The sequence below is a fragment of the Rhodothermus bifroesti genome (assembly GCF_017908595.1).
In the GTDB taxonomy this organism is placed as follows: Bacteria; Bacteroidota; Rhodothermia; order Rhodothermales; family Rhodothermaceae; genus Rhodothermus; species Rhodothermus bifroesti.
The window spans coordinates 393200-412172 of the sequence record NZ_JAGKTL010000004.1 but is presented as its reverse complement, the minus strand read 5'-3'; the positions used below and the strand labels follow the sequence as shown (position 1 = coordinate 412172).

The window sequence follows — 18973 nt, the reverse complement described above, 5'->3', positions numbered from 1 at the left end:
AGGAGGGTTTGCGTTTTGCGATTCGTGAAGGTGGGCGTACTGTCGGCGCAGGCGTCGTCACCAAAATCCTAGACTAACTATCCTGAATGGACGTGAAGCCTGAGCGCTCGGCGCTCAGGCTTCGATTTGCCGAATGCAGGAGCGCGATGGCTGGCCAGATTCGCATTAAACTGAAATCTTACGATCACACGCTGATCGACCGAAGTGCGGAAAAGATCATCCGTACCGTCAAGGCAACGGGTGCGGTGGTAAGTGGGCCGATCCCGCTGCCTACCGAACGGACCGTGATTACAGTGCTGCGGAGCCCGCACATTGACAAAAAGAGCCGCGAGCAGTTTGAAGTGCGTCGGCATAAGCGGCTCATCGACATTTTGTCGACCAGCAGCAAGACGGTCGATGCCCTGATGAAGCTTGAGCTTCCCAGTGGCGTCGATGTAGAAATCAAAGTTTAAAGGCACTCTAGCACATGCTGGGGTTGCTGCTAAGCCGTGTGCACAAGCACCATGAGCGGAATGCTTGGACGAAAAATCGGAATGACGCAGGTCTTTGACCAGGCGGGCAATAGTATTCCCTGCACCATTATTCAGGCAGAGCCGAACGTTGTGGTGCAGGTGAAGATGGCCGAGGGCAAAGACGGATACGATGCGGTGCAACTGGGCTTTGGTACGCGCAAGCCCAAACATACAACAAAGGCCCTTTTGGGACATTTTGTCAAAGCGGGGGTCCCTCCCCTACGGGTGTTGCGGGAATTCCGGGACTTTGTGCTTGACGTCAAGCCGGGGGATGAAGTGCGCCTAGAGCAGCTCTTCGCTGAAGGGGAGCTGATTGATGTGGTAGGCGTTTCGAAGGGGCGTGGCTTTCAGGGCGTGGTTAAGCGCCATGGTTTTGGCGGCGTAGGGTCCCGCACGCACGGCCAGCATAACCGAGAGCGGGCTCCAGGTTCGATCGGTGCGTCTTCGTTCCCGTCCCACGTCTTTAAGGGGCGGCGCATGGCCGGCCGAATGGGCAACAAGCGCGTTAAGGTGAAGAACCTCAGGGTGGTGCGCCTCTTTCCAGAGCATCACCTGATCCTTGTGCAGGGCGCCGTACCTGGTCCAGTAAACGGTATTGTGGAGCTTTACAAAAAGGCCCAGTAACGGGCTGGCCTAAGGTAGCTACAGCTATGGAATTGCAGGTATATCGACTGGACGGAAGCGCGACGGAGCGCACGGTAACGCTCGATCCAGCGGTGTTTGGCATTGAGCCCAACGATCATGTGCTCTGGTTAGATGTCAAACGGATCGAAGCAAACCGGCGGCAGGGAACGCATAAGGTTAAAAATCGGGCCGAAAACGCCCACAGCACGCGTAAGCTCTACCGCCAGAAAGGAACGGGCTATGCCCGCGCTGGTGATGCTAAATCTCCGATTCGTCGGGGTGGGGGTACGGCTCACGGCCCGCAGCCGCGTTCTTATGCCCTTAAGGTGAACCGTAAAGTGCAGCGACTGGCACGGCGTTCGGCCTTAAGCTATAAGGCGCGTGCAGGAGCAATTCGGGTTATCGAAGACTTTACCTTCGAGCAGCCCAGCACGCGTAGGCTTCAGGAAGTACTTGCAGCGCACGGCTTAAGTGGCCGCAAGGTACTTTTGCTGACGGTGCAGCACGATGCTACGTTGCACTTGTCGAGCCGCAATTTGCCTAAGGTTCGCGTGATGGAAGCCCGTAATGCCTCCACGCGAGAGCTGCTCGACGCGCAGGTGCTACTGTTGCAAGAGGGCGCTGTGGAGGTGCTGCACCGCCTGCTCCGTCCCGCGATTCCGGTTGCTGCCTGAGCTTTAATTGTCTAAGATGCCATGAGCAAACACCCGATATTGATCCGGCCATTGGTGACGGAAAAGCTCTCCCAGCAGGAGGCGCAAGGGCATTACGGCTTTGTGGTTGCCAAAGACGCCAACAAGATTGAGATCCGCAAGGCTGTAGAGGCGCTCTATGGGGTCAAGGTCAAGGAAGTGCGCACAATGATTGTGCGCGGTAAGCGTCGGCGGCAGTTTACGCGGCGCGGCGCCAGCGAGGGGCGGACGAGTAGCTACAAAAAAGCGATCGTAACGCTTACGCCCGACAGCCCACGGATCAATTTCTTCGAGAACGTATGAGTTAAGCAGGACCGGGAATACGACCATGCCGATTCGTAGACGCAAACCGGTAACGCCAGGTCAACGGCAGTACTCGGTCTCGACCTTTGAGGAGATTACGAAGGATACGCCTGAGAAAAGCCTGCTGGCGCCGCTAAAAAAGCGTGCAGGCCGAAACAATCAGGGGCGCATTACAACACGCCATCAGGGTGGAGGTCATAAGCGCCGTTACCGCATTATTGATTTTCGGCGCGACAAAGATGGTATCCCTGCCCGGGTTGTCAGTATTGAGTACGATCCGAACCGTTCGGCGCGTATTGCCTTGCTGGCCTATGCCGATGGCGAGAAACGCTATATTATTGCGCCCAATGAGCTTAAGGTGGGTCAAACTGTGTTGAACGGTCCTGAGGCTCCCCCTGACCCTGGCAACTGCCTGCCGTTGGAGAAAATCCCGGTAGGTTCTTACGTGCATTGCATTGAGCTCAAGCCAGGCAAGGGGGCGCAGATTGCGCGTTCAGCGGGGACCTATGCCCAGGTGATGGCGCGTGAAGGTGATTATGCCACGCTGCGGTTGCCTTCGGGCGAAATCCGGCTGATCCATGTGCGCTGCCGTGCTACGATCGGTACCACAAGCAACCCCGACCACATGAACATTGACTTGGGGAAAGCTGGACGTAGCCGCTGGTTAGGTATTCGGCCTAAGACGCGGGGTGTGGCCATGAACCCGATTGACCACCCCATGGGTGGCGGTGAAGGCCGGCACTCGGGTGGCCATCCGCGTTCACCCTGGGGACAGCCTGCCAAAGGCTACAAGACCCGGAAGCGCAATAAACCTTCAAACAAGTACATTCTGCGTCGTCGCAACGCAACTAAGTAGCCGAAGCGACAACGCGTGAGCAGGCAAACTTGACAAAGCGGATATGGCGCGTTCGCTCAAAAAAGGACCCTACGTACATTACAAGCTGCTTCGGAAAGTCGAAGAGCTTAACCGGAGCGGCCAGAAAAAGGTGATTAAGACCTGGAGTCGCGCTTCGATGATTATTCCGGAGTTTGTTGGGCACACGTTTGCGGTGCACAACGGGCGGCAGTTTATACCGGTCTATGTCACCGAGAACATGGTCGGCCACCGGTTAGGAGAATTTGCGCCGACGCGAACCTTCCGCGGCCACGCGGGCGACAAGAAAGACAAGCGCGGTCGTCGTTAAGATCAGTAGCAAGCTATGGAAGCGAGAGCAATCAGCAAATACATCCGCAGCTCACCCCGCAAGATGCGTGTTGTCGTCAATGCGGTGCGTGGCAAACGGGTTGCCGAGGCGCTAGCCCTGCTGCGTCAGCTTCCCCATCGGGCAGCGCGTCCCGTGGAAAAAACCATCCGTTCAGCGATCTACAACTTGATCGAAAAAAATCCTGAAGAACGAATCGACGAGGCGAGCCTGTTGATTCGGGAGATCCGGGTGGACGAAGGGCCTCGTTTTAAGCGCTATCAGCCAGCGCCGCGTGGACGGGCAATGCCGGTGCGGCGGCGCACTAGCCACTTGACGGTTGTGGTTGCGACGGCTGAAGCCGCCTCGGGAGCCCCAATGGCAAGCAGTCAGGCCTAAAGCTAAGGAGCAACATGGGTCAGAAGACACATCCGATTGGTTTTCGTCTGGGGATCATTCGCGGCTGGTTTTCGAACTGGTACGCCGAGAAAGACCTGCCCGAGAAGCTGATTGAAGACGAAGAAATTCGGCGCTACGTGCATGCGCGCCTGAAGCGGGCGGGGCTGAGCCGGGTAGTGATTGAGCGTACGCCCCGTCGGGTTATCCTGACGCTGCACACCAGCCGCCCGGGCGTGGTGATTGGTCGCGGCGGCCAGGAAGTTGAAAAGCTGCGCGAAGAGCTCCAGAAACTAACCAACAAGGAAATTCAGATTAACATTAGCGAAATCAAGCGTCCAGAGCTTGATGCTGCCTTGGTCGCTCAGAATATTGCACAGCAGCTGGAGGGGCGGGTTTCCTTCCGCCGGGCGATGAAGCAGGCGATGACAGCGGCTATGCGGATGGGCGCACAAGGCATTCGCATCAAGGTTTCGGGCCGTTTGGGTGGGGCGGAAATGAGTCGTACTGAGCAATATCTAGAGGGCCGCGTGCCGCTGCATACGCTTCGGGCCAACATCGACTATGCCCAGGCGACAGCCTACACCATTTACGGGACGATCGGCGTGAAGGTTTGGATTTTCCTGGGCGAGATTATCGGTAAGCCAGACCTAACGCCTACAGCGCTGATGCAGCGCCAGCAACAGCCTTTACCTTTGGAACAGCCTGAACGGCGCCGCAAACGCCGGACGCGTCGTGCCGCGGCAGCCCAGCGCGGCGAAGAAGGCTAAGCACTGTGAGGTAGCGCCATGTTGATGCCCCGACGTACCAAGTACCGCAAGCAGCAAAAAGGCCGCATTCGCGGTGTAGCTTCGCGCGGTACGCAAATTGAGTTTGGTGATTTTGGGATCAAAGCCTTAGAGCCTGCGCGTATAACTAGTCGTCAAATCGAGGCTGCGCGCGTGGCCATCACGCGCAAACTCAAGCGCGCAGGCAAGGTCTACATCCGCATTTTCCCAGACAAACCCATTACAAAAAAGCCGGCCGAAGTCCGCATGGGTAAGGGCAAAGGCTCGGTAGAATACTGGGTAGCCGTTGTGAAACCAGGCCGCGTTTTGTTTGAGATCGGCGGCGTCTCTGAAGAACTGGCCCGTGAGGCGTTGCGCTTGGCTGCGCACAAGCTGCCGATCAAAACCAAGTTTGTCATGCGGACTGACTACGTGGCAACGGCTGCGGCAGAACATTAATTAACCTACGCGCGGGACGCTATGAAGGTGAAAGAAATCCGGGCGATGAGCCTTAATGAACTGGCCCAGCGCATTCGAGAAGAAGAAGACGCGCTGCGGCAGCTGCGCTTTCAGCATGCGGTAGCCCAGTTGGAAAACCCTATGCTGCTCCGCAACAAACGTCGGCTCATTGCCCGGCTCAAGACGATCTACAACGAAAAACGCCGGGCTTCTGCGCAGCAAACCGTTTGAGGAGTAGCAAGCAGCTATGGGCACCCAACAGACGCCAAATGCCTCTAAAGCGCGTGGACACCGAAAGGAGCGGATCGGCGTGGTCGTCAGCAACAAAATGAACAAGACGATCACGGTAGCGATTGAGCGCCAAATTAAGCATCCGCTCTACGGTAAGTTCATTAAGCGCACAACAAAACTCATGGCCCACGATGAGCACAACGAGGCCAATGAAGGCGACATCGTCCGCATTATGGAGACGCGGCCGCTTTCGAAACACAAGCGTTGGCGCCTTGTGGAAATCATCGAACGGGCCAAATAAATGAGCGCAAAACCGTTTTGATCTGCTAAAAGCCATGATTCAGCAGGAAAGCAGACTGGTGGTGGCCGACAACAGCGGTGCTAAAGAGGTACTGTGCATTCGCGTGCTGGGCGGTAGCCACAAACGCTACGCCCGCGTAGGAGACAAAATTGTGGTCTCTGTCAAGTCGGCCATTCCGGGCGGTAGTGTCAAAAAAGGCGATGTGGTAAAAGCCGTTGTGGTTCGGACAAAAAAAGAATTACGCCGACCGGACGGTACCTACATTCGCTTTGATGATAATGCGGCGGTTTTAATCAATAACCAGGATGAGCCGATTGGCACCCGTATCTTTGGGCCCGTTGCCCGTGAGCTGCGCGACAAGCAGTTCATGCGGATTGTATCGTTGGCACCAGAGGTCGTCTAGTGCCGCATCAAACCGTGTTGTTACGCTATGCCACGCACGAAAAATAAACAGCCCAAGCTGCACGTAAAACGCGGCGATCTGGTGCGGGTAATTGCCGGAAATGACAAAGGCAAGGAAGGCCGCATTCTGCGCGTTTTCCCAAAGCAGCAGCGGGTGATTGTTGAAGGCGTCAATTTGCGCATCCGGCACGTACGCCCGAATCCCAAGTATCCTCAAGGAGGGCGTATTGAGCAGGAGATGCCCATCCACGTGTCGAACGTGATGCCGCTCGACAGCAATGGGCGTCCCACGCGGGTGGGCCGTAAGTGGATTGTAGACCCCCAAACCGGTCGCGGGCGCTGGGTGCGTTATGCAAAAACGACCGGCGAAGAGCTGGACCGCTGAGAACCCCAAGAGCCATGACTTACATTCCGCGACTTAAGCAACGCTATCGCGAAGAAGTCGTACCCGCACTGATGCAACAGTTCGGGTACCGCAACGTGATGGAGGTGCCGCGCCTGGTAAAAATCTGCGTCAACAAAGGCGTGGGTGAAGCTGCCCAGAACAAAAAGCTTCTGGATGATGCGATTGCAGAGATTCGCCTGATTACTGGGCAGCATCCGGTGGTACGTCGGGCGCGCAAAAGCATCTCCAACTTTAAAATCCGTAAAGGCATGCCGGTGGGTGTTTCGGTTACGCTCCGTGGCGATCGGATGTATGAGTTTTTTGATCGCCTGGTCACGCTGGCTTTGCCACGCACGCGTGACTTTCGGGGCGTTTCGGACCGCAGCTTTGACGGCCGCGGCAATTATACCCTTGGCATTGCCGAACAAATCATCTTTCCCGAAATCGACGTCGATAAAGTTGACCGCATTAGCGGTTTTGACATCACGTTTGTGACGACGGCGAAGACGGACGAAGAAGCCTATGCGCTGCTTAAGCTGCTGGGCATGCCTTTCGTCCGTCGTGAAGAACCGCAAGCAAAAGCAGCCTGAAACTGTTATGGCCAAGAAAAGCTGGATGGCGCGTGAGAAGAAGCGCCGCGAGTTGGTCGAAAAATACGCTGAAAAGCGACGTCAGCTTAAAGAAGCAGGGGACTGGATCGGGTTGCAGAAGTTGCCCCGCAATGCCAGTCCGGTGCGGTTGCGTAACCGCTGCCCGCTGACGGGCCGTGCGCGCGGCTATCTGCGCCAGTTTGGCGTTTCGCGTATCGTGTTTCGTGAAATGGCGCTGGAGGGCAAAATCCCTGGTGTCCGTAAGGCCAGCTGGTAACCTTGTTAAGCCTATAGGTCATGAGTGCAATTACGGATTCTATTGCCGATTACCTAACGCGCCTGCGCAACGCCCAATTGGCGCGTCACCCTTACGTCGACGTGCCCGCTTCGAAGCTTAAGCGGGCCATCACGCAGATTTTGGTAGACAAAGGCTACGTGCGCAGCTACCTGGATATCGATGATGGCAAGCAGGGGCTGCTGCGGATTTACCTGAAGTACGATCGCCATGGCAACCCGGCCATTCGGGAGCTGCAGCGTGTCTCTAAGCCCGGACGTCGTCACTATGTGGGCGCCGACGAGCTTCCACGGGTGCGAAACGGGCTGGGTGTGGCCATCATCTCGACCTCTCAAGGCGTGATGACCGACAAGGAGGCGCGTAAGCTCCGCATTGGCGGGGAGGTGCTGGCCTACGTGTTTTAAAAATGCAACCTGGGGCGGTTGTCTACAGCCCCAAAAGAAGCTAAACCAAGCAAGCGATGTCTCGGATAGGCAAACTGCCCGTCAAGCTGCCCAAGGGGGTCCAGGTTGAAGTGGGCCGGAACAACGTAGTCACGGTCAAGGGGCCTAAGGGTACCCTAACGCTTCAAGTAGACCCAGACATTACGGTGACAGTCTCTGACCAAACGGTACACGTCACGCGGGCTACCGATCAGAAGCGGCATCGTGCCCTTCATGGTCTGTACCGAGCCTTGATCCAGAACATGGTTGTAGGGGTAAGCCAGGGCTATCGCAAAGAACTCGAGGTTGTGGGTATTGGCTTTCGCGCGTCCATGTCGGGTAACTTGCTTGAGCTGGTCCTGGGCTACTCGCATCCTATTTATTTCTTGCCGCCGGAGGGCATTACGCTTTCGGTGCGAACGGAGCGCGGTAGCAATCCCATTGTGATTGTCGAAGGCATCGACAAGCAACTGGTGGGAGAAGTGGCGGCTAAAATCCGCTCGCTGCGGCCGCCAGAGCCCTACAAAGGCAAAGGCATTCGCTACGTGGGCGAATACATTCGTCGTAAGGCCGGAAAGACGGCAGGACGGTAAACCAAAGCGACCGGAAGGTCGGCAATCTTCCGGCAAAACACCTATAAACTATGATCAACGAGTTAGAACACAAAAAGCAACGTCGTGCCCGCGTCAAGCGGGGATTGAAGAAAAAAATTCGGGGTACGCCCGAGCGTCCGCGACTTTGCGTTTTTCGTTCCAACAAACATATTTACGCGCAGGTCATCGACGACACGCGCGGGCATACTTTAGCCGCAGCCTCCAGCTTGGAGAAAGATATGCCGCAAGGCACGCGCATGGAAATCAGTCGGGAGGTAGGACGACGCCTCGCGCAGCGGGCACTGGCAGCGAAGGTCACGCAGGTGGTCTTCGACCGCAATGCCTACAAGTATCACGGGCGGGTGAAAGCGCTGGCCGAAGGTGCCCGAGAAGGCGGACTTCAGTTTTGAGTGCTTTTTAATCGATAGGATGCTATGGCACAGCGAAAGCATGCAAATCGGCGCCGGCAGCGTCAGCGGGTTGCCGAAGAACAGCAGCAATGGATCGAACGCTTGGTGTCGGTCAAGCGTGTGGCTAAGGTAGTGCAGGGCGGCCGGCGTTTTTCCTTTAGCGCTGTGGTCGTGGTGGGGGATGGCAATGGGTTGGTTGGTGCCGGCGTAGGCAAGGCCAATGAGGTGGCCGATGCAATTGCCAAAGCAACAGAAGATGCCAAAAAGAATGTGATTCGCGTACCCCTCCGGCGCGGCACCATTCCGCATTCCGTGATTGGACGCCAGGATGCTGCACGGGTATTCCTGAAGCCTGCATCGCCAGGTACAGGCGTCATCGCAGGCAGCGGAGCGCGTGCTGTGCTGGAATGCGCCGGCATTAAGGATGTGCTCTGCAAGGCCTTAGGCTCAACGAATCCTTACAACCTTGTAGCGGCTACGGTGCATGCGCTCGAGCAGCTTGAAGATCCTGCAGAAGTAGCGCAGCGTCGGAGCGTGCCGCTGCAGAAAGTCTTCGAAGGGTGAGCTTATGGCAAAGCAACTTAAAATCACCCAGGTGCGCAGCATCATTGATTATCCTAAGCGGCAGCGCCGCACGCTTGAAGCGTTGGGCTTGCGCCGCATCGGACACGTGGTGGTGCATCAGGATACCCCCCAGATCCGTGGCATGATCGAAAAAGTGCGTCACCTGGTGCGCGTGGAAGAAGTAGAAGCGGCTTAAGTCTGTAAACCAGAAAGCAACCATGGATCTAAGTCGTCTAAAACCAGCCAAAGGTGCCGTTCGCGAGCGGAAGCGGTTAGGACGGGGTGTAGGTTCAGGCTACGGTGGGCATAGCTCCACGCGCGGGACTAAGGGGCAAAAAGCCCGCAGTGGTCAGCAGATCCCTGCCTACTTTGAAGGTGGCCAGATGCCCCTCATTCGGCGTGTGCCGAAACGCGGCTTCCGAAATCCGTTTCACACGGAATATCGGATTATTAACCTGGCCGACCTGAATCGCTGGCTTGCCTCAGGCCGCCTGTCGGCAACGGCCCCGATTACCCCTGAGACCCTGGTGGCTGCTGGTCTAGCCCGAAAGCGAGACCGGATCAAGATTCTGGGTGAGGGAGAGCTGTCCAGCGCGCTGCACATTACGGCACATGCCTTTAGCGCTTCAGCACGCGCTAAAATCGAGGCTGCCGGTGGTACGGTTACGGAAATCGCCTGAAACGATGCATCATGGCGGGCTTCACAGAAAGCATTCGCAACATTTGGAAAATTGAAGAGCTGCGGCAGCGGGTGCTCTACACCCTCGGACTGCTGGTTGTCTATCGGCTGGGGACGTATGTTACGCTGCCGGGCGTGGATGCCCATATTCTAGCTGAGGTTAACCGCCAGGCGGGCACCAATAACCTGTTTGGGCTGATCGACCTCTTTGTGGGCGGGGCCTTTTCCCAGGCGGGCATTTTTGCTTTGGGCATTATGCCCTACATTACGGCTTCCATTATTATTCAGCTTATGGGAGCGGTGGTGCCCTATTTTCAAAAGCTCCAGCGCGAGGGGGAAGAAGGCCGGCGCAAGATCACTCAGCTTACACGCTACCTTACGGTAGGCATTACCGCGCTTCAGGCAGTAGGCTACGCGATCAACCTACGCTATGGCGCAACAGGTCAGGCCATCGTCGTTAGCCCCGGCTTCTTCATGCTGATTGCAGTCATTGTGCTAACGGCCGGGACCGTCTTTGTCATGTGGTTGGGCGAACGCATCACCGAAAGTGGGATTGGCAATGGCATCTCGCTCATCATCATGGTGGGCATTTTAGCTTTCTTTCCCCAGGCCGTTTACAATGAGTTTACGCTGAAGGACAACCTATTTATTTTGCTGCTGGAGTTTGCAGTTTTTGTGGTGATTACGGCGGGTGTTGTGCTGGTAACGCAAGGAACGCGTCGGATTCCGGTGCAGTACGCCAAGCGTGTGGTTGGGCGGCGCGTTTATGGGGGCACGACGCAGTACTTGCCATTGCGCGTGAATGCGGCTGGGGTGATGCCGATCATCTTCGCCCAGTCGATTATGTTTGTGCCAGCTACGATTGCTACGTTTTTCCCAGGAAGCGCCTTTATGCAGCAGTTTGGCGGCTTTTTCTCGGACGTTTCAGGTTGGGGCTATTCCGCACTGTTTTTTGTGCTGGTGGTGTTTTTTACCTACTTTTACACAGCCATTGCGGTCAATCCTCGCGAGATGGCCGATACGCTCAAGCGGCAAGGGGGCTTCATTCCAGGGATTCGTCCAGGGAAGCAAACAAGCGAGTTTATTGATACGATTCTGACGCGGATCACGCTGCCAGGGGCGATTTTCTTGGGTATTGTGGCGATTATTCCAGCGTTTGCCATGCGTGCAGGCGTGACAGCTGGTTTTGCGCACTTTTTCGGGGGAACCAGCCTGCTGATCATTGTAGGGGTGATGCTCGACACGCTGCAGCAGGTTGAAAGTCACCTGCTTATGCGGCACTACGAAGGCTTTATGAAAGGGACGCGTGTGCGCGGGCGGCGCTTCTGAGAAGGTCAGGTCGATGATTCATATCAAAACCGAAAAAGAAATTGATATCCTTCGTGCCTGCGCCGATTTGGTGGGGCGAACGCTGGCCGCAGTAGCGCGCTACATCCGGCCAGGGGTTACAACCGCAGAGCTGGACGCGATCGCCGAAGATTTTATTCGCACCCAGGGAGCAGAACCTGCATTTAAGGGCTATCGGGTAGGCCGGTTGGTCTATCCAGCCACGTTGTGCGTGTCGGTGAACGATCAGGTAGTGCATGGCATTCCCGGCGATTACCGTTTAAAGCCAGGTGACTTGGTATCGGTCGATTGTGGCGTGCGCTATCGAGGGTACTATGGCGATAGTGCCTATACGTTTGGGGTAGGGGAGCTGGACGCAGAGAACATCCGCCTTTGTCGCGTTACCTATGAGGCGTTGTACAAAGGGATTGCGCAAGCGGTAGCGGGACAGCGTGTAGGCGACATCAGCCATGCTATTCAGCGGCACTGTGAGGCCGCGGGCTACGGTGTGGTACGTGCCTTGGTGGGTCATGGCATTGGCCGTAACCTACACGAAGATCCCCAAGTGCCTAACGTAGGGCGTCCAGGCACCGGTCGTCGGCTTCGTGTGGGGATGACCTTGTGCCTGGAACCTATGGTGAATCGGGGGACGTATGAGGTGCGTGTTGGCGAAGACGGATGGACGGTTTACACAGCTGATGGCCAGCCTTCGGCCCATTACGAACACATGATCGTTGTACGTGCTGGTAAACCTGAGGTGTTAACGACCTTCGCCTATATCGAAGACGTCGTTGAAGCTCCCTATAACCTGCAACCCTCCCTACATGGCGAAACAGAAAGCCATTACACAGGACGGTGAAGTTCTTGAAGCACTGCCCAATGCCCAGTTTCGGGTGCGCCTAGATAACGGCCACGAAATTCTGGGCGTGCTTTCAGGCAAAATGCGCATGCATTATATCAAAATTTTGCCTGGAGATCGCGTGAAGGTTGAACTTTCGCCCTACGATCTAACCCGAGGGCGCATTATATACCGTTATAAATAAACGTTCACGAACCTAGGCTGCTACTTCGGCGTTTATGCAGCCTTGCTTTTAAGCCTTGTTACTGCCATGAAAGTACGTGCCAGCGTAAAAAAGCGTAGTGCCGACGACAAGATTGTGCGGCGTAAGGGACGGATTTATGTGATCAACAAGAAAAACCCGCGCCATAAGCAACGGCAAGGGTGAGCTTAACCGAGTAGAACGTATGCCACGTATCGCAGGTGTTGACATTCCCCTGCATAAACGGGGAGAAATTGCGCTGACGGCGATCTACGGGATCGGAAAAGCGCGGGCGCGAGAGATTCTCGGCCGCGTAGGGGTAGATCCCAACACACGTCCCAAAGATTGGACGGAAGAGCAGACGCGGGAGATTCGGCGTTTGATTGAACAGGAATATGTCGTCGAAGGGCAGCTTCGAGCCGAAGTGCAGATGAACATTAAGCGGCTGATGGATATCGGCTGCTACCGCGGCATTCGACATCGGTTGGGGTTGCCTGTGCGTGGGCAGCGCACGCGCACCAATGCCCGCACACGGAAAGGGCCGCGCAAAACCGTGGCCGGGAAGAAGAAGGCTCCGAAGAAGTAATCCCGTAGCACAGCCATGGCCAAAAAACAGCGAACATCGACGCGTAAGAAAAACGTCATTGTTGAACAGAACGGGCAGGCGCACATTCAGTCGACGTTTAACAATACGATTGTCACGATCACGGATCAATACGGCAACACCATTGCCTGGTCCAGTGGCGGTAAAGAAGGTTTTAAGGGGAGTCGCAAAGGCACACCGTTTGCCGCCCAGATGGCCGCAACTTCTGCCGCTAAGGAAGCCTACGATTTGGGCCTGCGGCGTGTGGATGTGTTTGTTAAAGGCCCTGGTTCTGGCCGGGAGTCGGCGATTCGTGCGCTTGCCGCAGCAGGGTTGGAGTTGCTCACGATCCGTGATGTTACCCCTGTGCCGCACAACGGCTGCCGGCCGCCCAAACGTCGCCGTGTGTAAGACTTGGGCATAAGTCCGGTCACGGCAACGCAACAGGCGTTGCACGTGCGTTTGTCCTTCATCCATTAACCTGACAAACGAGACCTGAACACCTATGGCCCGTTATCGCGGTCCCAAACAGAAAGTGGCCCGCCGTTTTGGCGAGCCAATCTTTGGGCCTAGTAAAGCCTTAGAGCGTAAGCCATATCCCCCGGGACAACATGGGCGCACCCGGCGCACTAAGGACAGCGAGTATGCCGTCCAGCTAAAAGAAAAGCAAAAGGTCAAACATATTTACGGCCTGCTGGAGCGGCAATTCCGCAACCTTTTTGAAAAGGCGACGCGCAAAAAGGGCGTTACAGGCGAAACGCTGCTCAAAATGCTGGAAGCGCGTCTGGACAATACGGTCTACCGCATGGGATTTGCCCGGACGCGCCGCCAGGCGCGACAGCTTGTCGTGCATCGCCACATTCTGGTTAATGGCCAAGTGGTGAATGTGCCTTCCTACCAGCTTCGGCCGGGCGATGTGGTGGCTGTGCGTCCCAAGAGCCGGCAACTCGCCGTGATTCAAGAAAACCTTAGGCGTTTGCGCCGGAACTTCCCTTGGCTTGAGATCGATCGTAAGGAAATGCAGGGGAAGTTTCTGGACTACCCCAACCGGGAAGACATACCTGAAAACATTCGTGAACATCTAATCGTCGAGCTCTACTCCAAGTAGTCGACGAAAACGCTGGCGTGCACCGAAGCGCTCGAGGCTTCGGGCTTTCACGACCGCAAATAAACCATCTGACTAACCATGAGCAACTACATGGTTCAACTGCCCGAAGGTGTACGGGTGGAAGAGGCAAGCGAAACGTTCGGGCGTTTTGTGATTCAGCCGCTTGAGCGGGGTTACGGTGTTACGATCGGCAATGCCCTGCGGCGCGTGCTGCTTTCTTCATTGCCGGGAGTGGCCATCACAGCGGTGAAAATCGATGGGGTGCAGCACGAGTTTTCGACCATTCCGGGCGTTACCGAGGACGTCTCTGAGATCATCCTGAACCTCAAAGGCGTCCGCTTCAAGGCGAAAGAAAGCATCGACGCCAACATTCGGCTTTCGCTTAAAGGTCCAGGCACGTGGACGGCGCGCGACATCGGCGAAGCCACCAGCCATTACGAAGTACTCAATCCAGATCATTATATTGCCACCCTGGCAGAGAATGCCCAGCTCAATGTCGAGCTGCGTATGGGGCGCGGTCGCGGCTATGTTCCGGCCGAGGAAAACAAGCTACCGGAGGATCCGATTGGCGTTATTGCCATCGACGCGATCTTTACACCGATCAAAAACGTGCGCTACACGATCAAACCTACCCGTGTAGGCCAGAAGATCGAATACGAACGGCTGGAGCTGGAAATCACCACCGATGGCTCCATCTCTCCAGAAGATGCGCTCGTGCAGGCCGCTACCATCCTGCGCGACCACATCAATCTCTTCATTAAAATGGAGAGCGAGCCGCAGCCTGAAGTGGTCAAAAAAGAAGTCGACGCCGAAGTGCAGCGCATTCGGGAGCTGCTTTCGCAGCCAGTTGACGAGCTTGACCTTTCGGTGCGTGCACACAACTGCCTTAAGGCGGCCAACATTCGCACGATCGGCGACCTGGTGCGGCGGCAAGAATCGGAAATGCTCAAGTTCCGGAACTTCGGCCGTAAGTCGCTCCAAGAGCTCATTCAGGTCCTCGAAGAGCGTGGCCTGCACTTTGGCATGGACGTGGACAAATATCTGGAAGAAGCGAAGAGCTAAACCGGCGCTGGCCGAAATAAGCGCGTAAGGCCATGAGACATCATAAGAAAGGATTTAAACTAGGGCGGACCTACGGGCACCGACGGGCGACGTTGGCGGCCCTTTCTTGCGCCTTGATTCGTCACAAGCGCATCCGTACCACGCTGGCCAAGGCCAAAGCCTTACGCCAGTTTATAGAGCCGCTCATTACGCGGGCCAAGGAAGATACCACGCACAACCGCCGAGAAGTCTTCCGCTACTTGCAGGATAAGGAAGCCGTTAAAGAACTCTTTGGCGAGATTGCCGAGAAAGTGGGCGATCGGCCAGGCGGCTACACAAGGGTGGTACGCGTCGGATACCGTCCAGGCGACGGAGCTGAAATGGCCATTATCGAACTGGTCGACTACAATGACCTTAAGCCTGCCGATGCGCGCAAAGCACGCAAGCGCACGCGTCGCGGGCGCGGTCGTAGCCAGCGCGTCACGCAAGCGGAACCCGCAACAGCGGCTTCGGAAACTGCTGATAAATCTGCGGCACAGACGCCCCAAGAAGACGAACCTGATAAAAAAGACGAGGCCTAAAGGCTATAGGCAGCACCTCCTCACGCCTAAAGCGCCATTCCGTAGGGATGGCGCTTTTTTTGTTACCGGAACTGGTAGCCAGCCCCGTACTTTAACTTAATAAAAAGAATGCCTCGGGGATGGGAACCCAAGCCTACAATGCCCATGATTCAAACGTCGACCGTCCTAAAGGGGGCTGACCTGAATATCCCGCCGGAGTATCAGGAACGCCTAGAAGCCCTACTAGAAACTTGCCGGGCCCATCTTCCCCGCGTTGATGAAGACCTGATTCGCCGGGCTTTTCGCGTGAGCTTCTGGGCACACCGAGATCACCGACGCATTACAGGCGAACCTTATATTCTCCATCCCCTTGCCGTTGCGCAGATTGTTGCAGAAGACATCAGCTTTGATGACGTCAGCGTTGCGGCAGCACTGCTGCACGACGTTGTGGAAGACTCCGACCTCTCGCTGGAATTCATCCGCGAGGAGTTCGGCGAAACCATGGGGACTATCATCGACGGATTGACCAAGATCCAGGGTGTTTTTGCCTCACGCGAGCTTGGCCAGGCCGAAAACGTCCGCAAATTGATGCTTTCTATGGCCGAAGACATTCGCGTAATTCTGGTCAAGTTCGCCGACCGGCTTCACAATATGCGCACCATTGAAGTGCTGCCACCACCTAAACGCTTAAAGATTGCCACGGAGACCTTAGAGCTGTTTGCTCCCCTGGCCCATCGCTTTGGCCTTTTTAAGCTCAAAAGTGAGCTAGAAGACCTCGCGCTCAAGGTGCTTCAGCCTGAAGAGTATTATGCTATTGTACGCGGCTTAAACGAATCAAAGCGCGAGCGGGAAGCCTATATTCAGCGCTTTATTGAGCCACTCAAGCAGCGCCTACAAGAGGCTGGGCTGGAGTTTGACATTTACGGCCGGCCCAAGAATATCTACTCGATCTACCGTAAAATGAAGCGGCAAAACAAGCCGCTTGAGGAAATCTACGATTTGTTTGCCATCCGCATCGTACTCAAAACGACAGGCCGAAAAGGTAAAGAAGACTGCTGGCGGGCTTATTCGATCGTAACCGACCTGTACAAACCCCTTCCGGAACGGTTTCGCGACTTTATCTCGGTCCCCAAGTCTAACGGCTACCAGAGCTTGCATACCACCGTGCTGGGGCCAGAAGGTCGCAAGGTAGAGGTGCAGATCCGCACGCAAGAAATGCACGAAGTCGCCGAACGCGGCGTGGCCGCGCACTGGCGCTACAAGGAAGGGATCGAAGAAGTTGATCCTAAAATGGACCAATGGCTGCGCTGGGTGCAGGAGATCCTTGAAAACCCTAAACCAGATCAGGCTACCGAGTTTGTTAATGAATTTCGATTGAACCTGTACGATGAGGAGATTTACGTCTTTACTCCTAAAGGCGATGTGCTCAGCCTTCCTCAAGGAGCTACGCCGGTCGATTTTGCCTTTCGGGTGCACACAGAAGTAGGGTTGCACTGCATTGGGGCCAAGGTCAATGGCAAACTGGTGCCGCTGTCCTACAAGCTCAAAAGCGGGGACCAAGTGGAAATTATCACCTCGAAAAAACAGACGCCCAATCCCGATTGGATGAAGTTTGTCGTTACCCAAAAGGCGCGCAGCCATATTCGCCACTGGATCAACGAACAGCGCCGCAAGGCGATCGAATTGGGCAAGGAACTCTGGGAGAAGAAAATCAAACGGCTTGGCTTAGAGGTTGACGAGCGGCAACTGCAGCGTGCTGCTCACCGGCTCAAGTTCCCCTCGCTGCAACAGTTGTTCTATGAGTTGGGCACTGGTCTGTTTGAGGCAGATGAGCTGGTCAAGGTGTTGCGCTCTGGAGAATCCACTGCTGAGGATAGCACGGTTCAAGAGCCTGCTTTGCGCCTGCAGTATGAAAGCTTTCTAGATACCGCCAAGGAGGCTGGGCAGCCTGCCCTGAAAATCGACGGAGAGCTGCATACCGATATCGTTACGTCGTATGCTTCTTGCTGCAATCCTATCCCGGGAGATGAGGTCTTTGGTTACGTCAGCCGCAGTGGGGCTATCAAGATTCATCGCGTAAACTGCAAAAATGCCCCCTACCTGCTTTTGCATCACGCAGACCGCATTGTGCCTGTAGAGTGGAGCCGGCAGAAGGACGTGCAGTTTTTGGCTGCGCTGCGCGTCATGGGTGAAGATCGGGTGGGTATTGTCAGCGATATCACCACCGTGATTTCTAAAAGCCTAAAAACCAACATTCGCTCGATTACGGTGGATTCCGAAGATGGGGTATTTGAAGGAACGATTGTGCTCTACGTCAGCGACCTAGAGCATTTGCGCCGTCTCATTGAACGGATTAAGCGTATCGAGGGCATCTATGGGGTTTACCGATTCGAAGAATAGACCAAGTCCTTAAAAAATTCGATGATGCCCTATCGTTTTCTTTTGCAAAAGCCTTCGTGATTTAATAAAATGCCCCCACGGATCAGGGCAGCCTGCCAATTGCAGAGGAATCGCTGAAAGGCAGGTGTGTTTGAGAAAAGATCTGTTCACCTTAAGGAGTTGCTGGCTATGACACAACGCATGCCGACATTGACCAAGAAAGATGTTGCGCGTCGGGTCGCTCAGCTGATGGGAGAGCCCATCTATAAGTGCGAGCCGTGGGTAAATACCGTCATTGAAGCTGTAGCGCAGTTGCTGGAAGAGGCTGATCCAGAAGTGCGCATTGAACTGCGGGACTTTGGGGTGTTTGAGGTCAAAAAGACCCGTGCCAAGCCGAAAGCACGGAATCCCAAAACAAACGAGACCGTCTTTATTCCTAGCCGGCGTAAGACGCACTTTAAGCCAAGCAAACGCCTAAAGCAGGTACTTCAGCGGCCGCTGGTAGAGCTCAACTACGAGATCCCAGAAGGTAGTGCCGATAAGTTGTTGGCAAGCCAAGCGGCCGAAAAAAACGGCGCGCGTCGCTAGGTGATGGCGCGATCTTGTCCCTGTGCACGCGGACGGACCCTAGGCCCGTCCGCGCTTTGTTTTTAAAAGCTACTAGCCATGCTGCACCCAACGCCCCCACGAATTGTAGCGGTTGACTATGGCCGTAAGCGGGTTGGATTGGCTGTGTCGGATCCGCTGCGTCTGTTTGCTCAGCCCTATGGTACCTATCCGCCAGAAGAGGCATTGCGGGTGCTTCAAGCGCTGCATGACCGTGAAGGCATTGCTACGCTGGTTATCGGTTGGCCACTAACGGCTCAAGGAACGGAGGGCGAAGCTACCGCGGAAGTGGCTCGATTTATTCGGCGTCTTGAACGCCTGCTGCCGGACGTGCCTATTGTGCGCTGGGATGAGCGTTACACCTCAGAACTAGCTCGTGTGCGTTTGCGCGAAGTAGGCAGCTCCGGTAAAAAGCGCCGCGATCGGGGGCGCATCGACCAGATGGCTGCTGCGCTGCTTTTGCAAGAGTATCTGGCTCGGCAGGAACCCAACGCGCCTTTGGCCGAATAACCCCCATGCGTTAA

Annotated in this window: 34 protein-coding genes; all 34 read left to right on the top strand. The window is 55.6% G+C overall.

The genetic code is table 11. The annotated features are described in order from the left end of the window. A partial coding sequence (locus tag J8E65_RS12620; protein WP_210374899.1) for an EF-Tu C-terminal domain-related protein occupies positions 1-77 on the top strand: 77 nt, incomplete at its 5' end. A 69-nt stretch (positions 78-146) separates the two neighbouring features. Next, complete coding sequence (gene rpsJ / locus J8E65_RS11010; protein WP_210375873.1) at positions 147-452, top strand: 30S ribosomal protein S10; 306 nt, start codon at positions 147-149, stop codon at positions 450-452. 51 nt (positions 453-503) lie between these two features. Further along, complete coding sequence (rplC, locus tag J8E65_RS11005) at positions 504-1136, top strand: 50S ribosomal protein L3 (RefSeq protein WP_210375871.1); 633 nt, start codon at positions 504-506, stop codon at positions 1134-1136. Positions 1137-1162: 26 nt separating this feature from the next. Next, on the top strand, positions 1163-1810 hold the full coding sequence (gene rplD, locus J8E65_RS11000; RefSeq protein WP_210375869.1) for a 50S ribosomal protein L4: 648 nt from the start codon (positions 1163-1165) through the stop codon (positions 1808-1810). Positions 1811-1831: 21 nt separating this feature from the next. After that, positions 1832-2131 carry a 50S ribosomal protein L23 gene (rplW, locus tag J8E65_RS10995; RefSeq protein WP_210375863.1) on the top strand — a complete coding sequence of 100 codons (300 nt, stop codon included), beginning with the start codon at positions 1832-1834 and terminating at the stop codon, positions 2129-2131. A gap of 25 nt (positions 2132-2156) precedes the next feature. Continuing rightward, on the top strand, positions 2157-2987 hold the full coding sequence (gene rplB / locus J8E65_RS10990; protein WP_210375860.1) for a 50S ribosomal protein L2: 831 nt from the start codon (positions 2157-2159) through the stop codon (positions 2985-2987). Between the two features lie 43 nt (positions 2988-3030). Further along, positions 3031-3315, top strand: coding sequence for a 30S ribosomal protein S19 (rpsS, locus tag J8E65_RS10985; protein ID WP_210375858.1), 285 nt, complete (start codon positions 3031-3033; stop codon positions 3313-3315). A gap of 15 nt (positions 3316-3330) precedes the next feature. Continuing rightward, positions 3331-3711 carry a 50S ribosomal protein L22 gene (gene rplV / locus J8E65_RS10980; protein ID WP_210375857.1) on the top strand — a complete coding sequence of 127 codons (381 nt, stop codon included), beginning with the start codon at positions 3331-3333 and terminating at the stop codon, positions 3709-3711. Positions 3712-3725: 14 nt separating this feature from the next. Then, complete coding sequence (rpsC, locus tag J8E65_RS10975; RefSeq protein ID WP_210375855.1) at positions 3726-4478, top strand: 30S ribosomal protein S3; 753 nt, start codon at positions 3726-3728, stop codon at positions 4476-4478. An 18-nt stretch (positions 4479-4496) separates the two neighbouring features. Further along, entirely contained in the window at positions 4497-4934 is a 438-nt protein-coding gene (gene rplP / locus J8E65_RS10970; protein ID WP_210375853.1) for a 50S ribosomal protein L16, read from the top strand. A gap of 21 nt (positions 4935-4955) precedes the next feature. After that, positions 4956-5165, top strand: coding sequence for a 50S ribosomal protein L29 (rpmC, locus tag J8E65_RS10965; protein WP_210375851.1), 210 nt, complete (start codon positions 4956-4958; stop codon positions 5163-5165). A gap of 16 nt (positions 5166-5181) precedes the next feature. Next, positions 5182-5466 (top strand): 30S ribosomal protein S17, encoded by a 285-nt coding sequence (gene rpsQ / locus J8E65_RS10960; RefSeq protein WP_210375850.1) that lies wholly within the window; start codon positions 5182-5184, stop codon positions 5464-5466. A gap of 34 nt (positions 5467-5500) precedes the next feature. Continuing rightward, positions 5501-5869, top strand: coding sequence for a 50S ribosomal protein L14 (rplN, locus tag J8E65_RS10955; protein WP_210375847.1), 369 nt, complete (start codon positions 5501-5503; stop codon positions 5867-5869). Between the two features lie 27 nt (positions 5870-5896). Continuing rightward, entirely contained in the window at positions 5897-6253 is a 357-nt protein-coding gene (gene rplX, locus J8E65_RS10950) for a 50S ribosomal protein L24 (RefSeq protein WP_272491921.1), read from the top strand. Between the two features lie 14 nt (positions 6254-6267). Then, a complete protein-coding gene (gene rplE, locus J8E65_RS10945; protein WP_210375843.1) occupies positions 6268-6843 on the top strand; it encodes a 50S ribosomal protein L5 in 576 nt (191 codons plus the stop codon). A gap of 7 nt (positions 6844-6850) precedes the next feature. Beyond that, a complete protein-coding gene (gene rpsN, locus J8E65_RS10940; RefSeq protein ID WP_210375841.1) occupies positions 6851-7120 on the top strand; it encodes a 30S ribosomal protein S14 in 270 nt (89 codons plus the stop codon). A gap of 20 nt (positions 7121-7140) precedes the next feature. Then, the gene (rpsH, locus tag J8E65_RS10935) at positions 7141-7542 is read left to right on the top strand and encodes a 30S ribosomal protein S8 (RefSeq protein ID WP_210375840.1); all 402 of its coding nucleotides are present in this window, start codon (positions 7141-7143) and stop codon (positions 7540-7542) included. Between the two features lie 56 nt (positions 7543-7598). Then, positions 7599-8153 (top strand): 50S ribosomal protein L6, encoded by a 555-nt coding sequence (gene rplF / locus J8E65_RS10930; protein WP_210375837.1) that lies wholly within the window; start codon positions 7599-7601, stop codon positions 8151-8153. A 50-nt stretch (positions 8154-8203) separates the two neighbouring features. Continuing rightward, complete coding sequence (gene rplR, locus J8E65_RS10925) at positions 8204-8563, top strand: 50S ribosomal protein L18 (RefSeq protein ID WP_210375835.1); 360 nt, start codon at positions 8204-8206, stop codon at positions 8561-8563. A 24-nt stretch (positions 8564-8587) separates the two neighbouring features. After that, a complete protein-coding gene (gene rpsE, locus J8E65_RS10920; RefSeq protein WP_237181940.1) occupies positions 8588-9127 on the top strand; it encodes a 30S ribosomal protein S5 in 540 nt (179 codons plus the stop codon). 4 nt (positions 9128-9131) lie between these two features. Further along, on the top strand, positions 9132-9323 hold the full coding sequence (gene rpmD, locus J8E65_RS10915) for a 50S ribosomal protein L30 (protein ID WP_210375833.1): 192 nt from the start codon (positions 9132-9134) through the stop codon (positions 9321-9323). 22 nt (positions 9324-9345) lie between these two features. Continuing rightward, the gene (rplO, locus tag J8E65_RS10910) at positions 9346-9807 is read left to right on the top strand and encodes a 50S ribosomal protein L15 (RefSeq protein WP_210375831.1); all 462 of its coding nucleotides are present in this window, start codon (positions 9346-9348) and stop codon (positions 9805-9807) included. 11 nt (positions 9808-9818) lie between these two features. Next, positions 9819-11135, top strand: coding sequence for a preprotein translocase subunit SecY (secY, locus tag J8E65_RS10905; protein ID WP_210375827.1), 1317 nt, complete (start codon positions 9819-9821; stop codon positions 11133-11135). A gap of 13 nt (positions 11136-11148) precedes the next feature. Continuing rightward, a complete protein-coding gene (gene map, locus J8E65_RS10900) occupies positions 11149-11991 on the top strand; it encodes a type I methionyl aminopeptidase (protein WP_210375826.1) in 843 nt (280 codons plus the stop codon). Next, on the top strand, positions 11957-12175 hold the full coding sequence (gene infA / locus J8E65_RS10895; protein WP_210375825.1) for a translation initiation factor IF-1: 219 nt from the start codon (positions 11957-11959) through the stop codon (positions 12173-12175). Before map ends, infA begins: the two co-directional genes overlap by 35 nt. A 66-nt stretch (positions 12176-12241) precedes the next feature. Further along, the gene (gene ykgO, locus J8E65_RS10890; RefSeq protein WP_072716288.1) at positions 12242-12358 is read left to right on the top strand and encodes a type B 50S ribosomal protein L36; all 117 of its coding nucleotides are present in this window, start codon (positions 12242-12244) and stop codon (positions 12356-12358) included. Between the two features lie 19 nt (positions 12359-12377). Further along, a complete protein-coding gene (rpsM, locus tag J8E65_RS10885; protein ID WP_210375824.1) occupies positions 12378-12758 on the top strand; it encodes a 30S ribosomal protein S13 in 381 nt (126 codons plus the stop codon). Between the two features lie 15 nt (positions 12759-12773). Continuing rightward, the gene (rpsK, locus tag J8E65_RS10880; protein WP_210375823.1) at positions 12774-13166 is read left to right on the top strand and encodes a 30S ribosomal protein S11; all 393 of its coding nucleotides are present in this window, start codon (positions 12774-12776) and stop codon (positions 13164-13166) included. Positions 13167-13260: 94 nt separating this feature from the next. Continuing rightward, complete coding sequence (gene rpsD / locus J8E65_RS10875) at positions 13261-13863, top strand: 30S ribosomal protein S4 (RefSeq protein WP_210375821.1); 603 nt, start codon at positions 13261-13263, stop codon at positions 13861-13863. A 78-nt stretch (positions 13864-13941) separates the two neighbouring features. Continuing rightward, positions 13942-14925 (top strand): DNA-directed RNA polymerase subunit alpha, encoded by a 984-nt coding sequence (locus tag J8E65_RS10870; protein ID WP_210375816.1) that lies wholly within the window; start codon positions 13942-13944, stop codon positions 14923-14925. Between the two features lie 32 nt (positions 14926-14957). Further along, on the top strand, positions 14958-15485 hold the full coding sequence (gene rplQ, locus J8E65_RS10865; protein ID WP_210375814.1) for a 50S ribosomal protein L17: 528 nt from the start codon (positions 14958-14960) through the stop codon (positions 15483-15485). Between the two features lie 144 nt (positions 15486-15629). After that, positions 15630-17864, top strand: a complete 2235-nt coding sequence (locus J8E65_RS10860; RefSeq protein ID WP_210375812.1) for a RelA/SpoT family protein — start codon at positions 15630-15632, stop codon at positions 17862-17864. A gap of 168 nt (positions 17865-18032) precedes the next feature. Further along, complete coding sequence (locus J8E65_RS10855) at positions 18033-18431, top strand: HU family DNA-binding protein (protein ID WP_210375810.1); 399 nt, start codon at positions 18033-18035, stop codon at positions 18429-18431. Positions 18432-18509: 78 nt separating this feature from the next. Further along, positions 18510-18959: a Holliday junction resolvase RuvX gene (ruvX, locus tag J8E65_RS10850; RefSeq protein ID WP_210375809.1), complete on the top strand. Its 450-nt coding sequence runs from the start codon at positions 18510-18512 to the stop codon at positions 18957-18959. Positions 18960-18973 lie beyond the last annotated feature (14 nt).

Excerpts from the sequence above, each read along its gene's own strand:
- rpsJ (WP_210375873.1), top strand. The coding sequence starts at position 147 with ATGGCTGGCCAGATTCGCATTAAACTGAAATCTTACGATCACACGCTG.
- rplC (WP_210375871.1), top strand. The coding sequence starts at position 504 with ATGAGCGGAATGCTTGGACGAAAAATCGGAATGACGCAGGTCTTTGAC.
- rplD (WP_210375869.1), top strand. The coding sequence starts at position 1,163 with ATGGAATTGCAGGTATATCGACTGGACGGAAGCGCGACGGAGCGCACG.
- rplW (WP_210375863.1), top strand. The coding sequence starts at position 1,832 with ATGAGCAAACACCCGATATTGATCCGGCCATTGGTGACGGAAAAGCTC.
- rplB (WP_210375860.1), top strand. The coding sequence starts at position 2,157 with ATGCCGATTCGTAGACGCAAACCGGTAACGCCAGGTCAACGGCAGTAC.
- rpsS (WP_210375858.1), top strand. The coding sequence starts at position 3,031 with ATGGCGCGTTCGCTCAAAAAAGGACCCTACGTACATTACAAGCTGCTT.
- rplV (WP_210375857.1), top strand. The coding sequence starts at position 3,331 with ATGGAAGCGAGAGCAATCAGCAAATACATCCGCAGCTCACCCCGCAAG.
- rpsC (WP_210375855.1), top strand. The coding sequence starts at position 3,726 with ATGGGTCAGAAGACACATCCGATTGGTTTTCGTCTGGGGATCATTCGC.
- rplP (WP_210375853.1), top strand. The coding sequence starts at position 4,497 with ATGTTGATGCCCCGACGTACCAAGTACCGCAAGCAGCAAAAAGGCCGC.
- rpmC (WP_210375851.1), top strand. The coding sequence starts at position 4,956 with ATGAAGGTGAAAGAAATCCGGGCGATGAGCCTTAATGAACTGGCCCAG.
- rpsQ (WP_210375850.1), top strand. The coding sequence starts at position 5,182 with ATGGGCACCCAACAGACGCCAAATGCCTCTAAAGCGCGTGGACACCGA.
- rplN (WP_210375847.1), top strand. The coding sequence starts at position 5,501 with ATGATTCAGCAGGAAAGCAGACTGGTGGTGGCCGACAACAGCGGTGCT.
- rplX (WP_272491921.1), top strand. The coding sequence starts at position 5,897 with ATGCCACGCACGAAAAATAAACAGCCCAAGCTGCACGTAAAACGCGGC.
- rplE (WP_210375843.1), top strand. The coding sequence starts at position 6,268 with ATGACTTACATTCCGCGACTTAAGCAACGCTATCGCGAAGAAGTCGTA.
- rpsN (WP_210375841.1), top strand. The coding sequence starts at position 6,851 with ATGGCCAAGAAAAGCTGGATGGCGCGTGAGAAGAAGCGCCGCGAGTTG.
- rpsH (WP_210375840.1), top strand. The coding sequence starts at position 7,141 with ATGAGTGCAATTACGGATTCTATTGCCGATTACCTAACGCGCCTGCGC.
- rplF (WP_210375837.1), top strand. The coding sequence starts at position 7,599 with ATGTCTCGGATAGGCAAACTGCCCGTCAAGCTGCCCAAGGGGGTCCAG.
- rplR (WP_210375835.1), top strand. The coding sequence starts at position 8,204 with ATGATCAACGAGTTAGAACACAAAAAGCAACGTCGTGCCCGCGTCAAG.
- rpsE (WP_237181940.1), top strand. The coding sequence starts at position 8,588 with ATGGCACAGCGAAAGCATGCAAATCGGCGCCGGCAGCGTCAGCGGGTT.
- rpmD (WP_210375833.1), top strand. The coding sequence starts at position 9,132 with ATGGCAAAGCAACTTAAAATCACCCAGGTGCGCAGCATCATTGATTAT.
- rplO (WP_210375831.1), top strand. The coding sequence starts at position 9,346 with ATGGATCTAAGTCGTCTAAAACCAGCCAAAGGTGCCGTTCGCGAGCGG.
- secY (WP_210375827.1), top strand. The coding sequence starts at position 9,819 with ATGGCGGGCTTCACAGAAAGCATTCGCAACATTTGGAAAATTGAAGAG.
- map (WP_210375826.1), top strand. The coding sequence starts at position 11,149 with ATGATTCATATCAAAACCGAAAAAGAAATTGATATCCTTCGTGCCTGC.
- infA (WP_210375825.1), top strand. The coding sequence starts at position 11,957 with ATGGCGAAACAGAAAGCCATTACACAGGACGGTGAAGTTCTTGAAGCA.
- ykgO (WP_072716288.1), top strand. The coding sequence starts at position 12,242 with ATGAAAGTACGTGCCAGCGTAAAAAAGCGTAGTGCCGACGACAAGATT.
- rpsM (WP_210375824.1), top strand. The coding sequence starts at position 12,378 with ATGCCACGTATCGCAGGTGTTGACATTCCCCTGCATAAACGGGGAGAA.
- rpsK (WP_210375823.1), top strand. The coding sequence starts at position 12,774 with ATGGCCAAAAAACAGCGAACATCGACGCGTAAGAAAAACGTCATTGTT.
- rpsD (WP_210375821.1), top strand. The coding sequence starts at position 13,261 with ATGGCCCGTTATCGCGGTCCCAAACAGAAAGTGGCCCGCCGTTTTGGC.
- J8E65_RS10870 (WP_210375816.1), top strand. The coding sequence starts at position 13,942 with ATGAGCAACTACATGGTTCAACTGCCCGAAGGTGTACGGGTGGAAGAG.
- rplQ (WP_210375814.1), top strand. The coding sequence starts at position 14,958 with ATGAGACATCATAAGAAAGGATTTAAACTAGGGCGGACCTACGGGCAC.
- J8E65_RS10860 (WP_210375812.1), top strand. The coding sequence starts at position 15,630 with ATGATTCAAACGTCGACCGTCCTAAAGGGGGCTGACCTGAATATCCCG.
- J8E65_RS10855 (WP_210375810.1), top strand. The coding sequence starts at position 18,033 with ATGACACAACGCATGCCGACATTGACCAAGAAAGATGTTGCGCGTCGG.
- ruvX (WP_210375809.1), top strand. The coding sequence starts at position 18,510 with ATGCTGCACCCAACGCCCCCACGAATTGTAGCGGTTGACTATGGCCGT.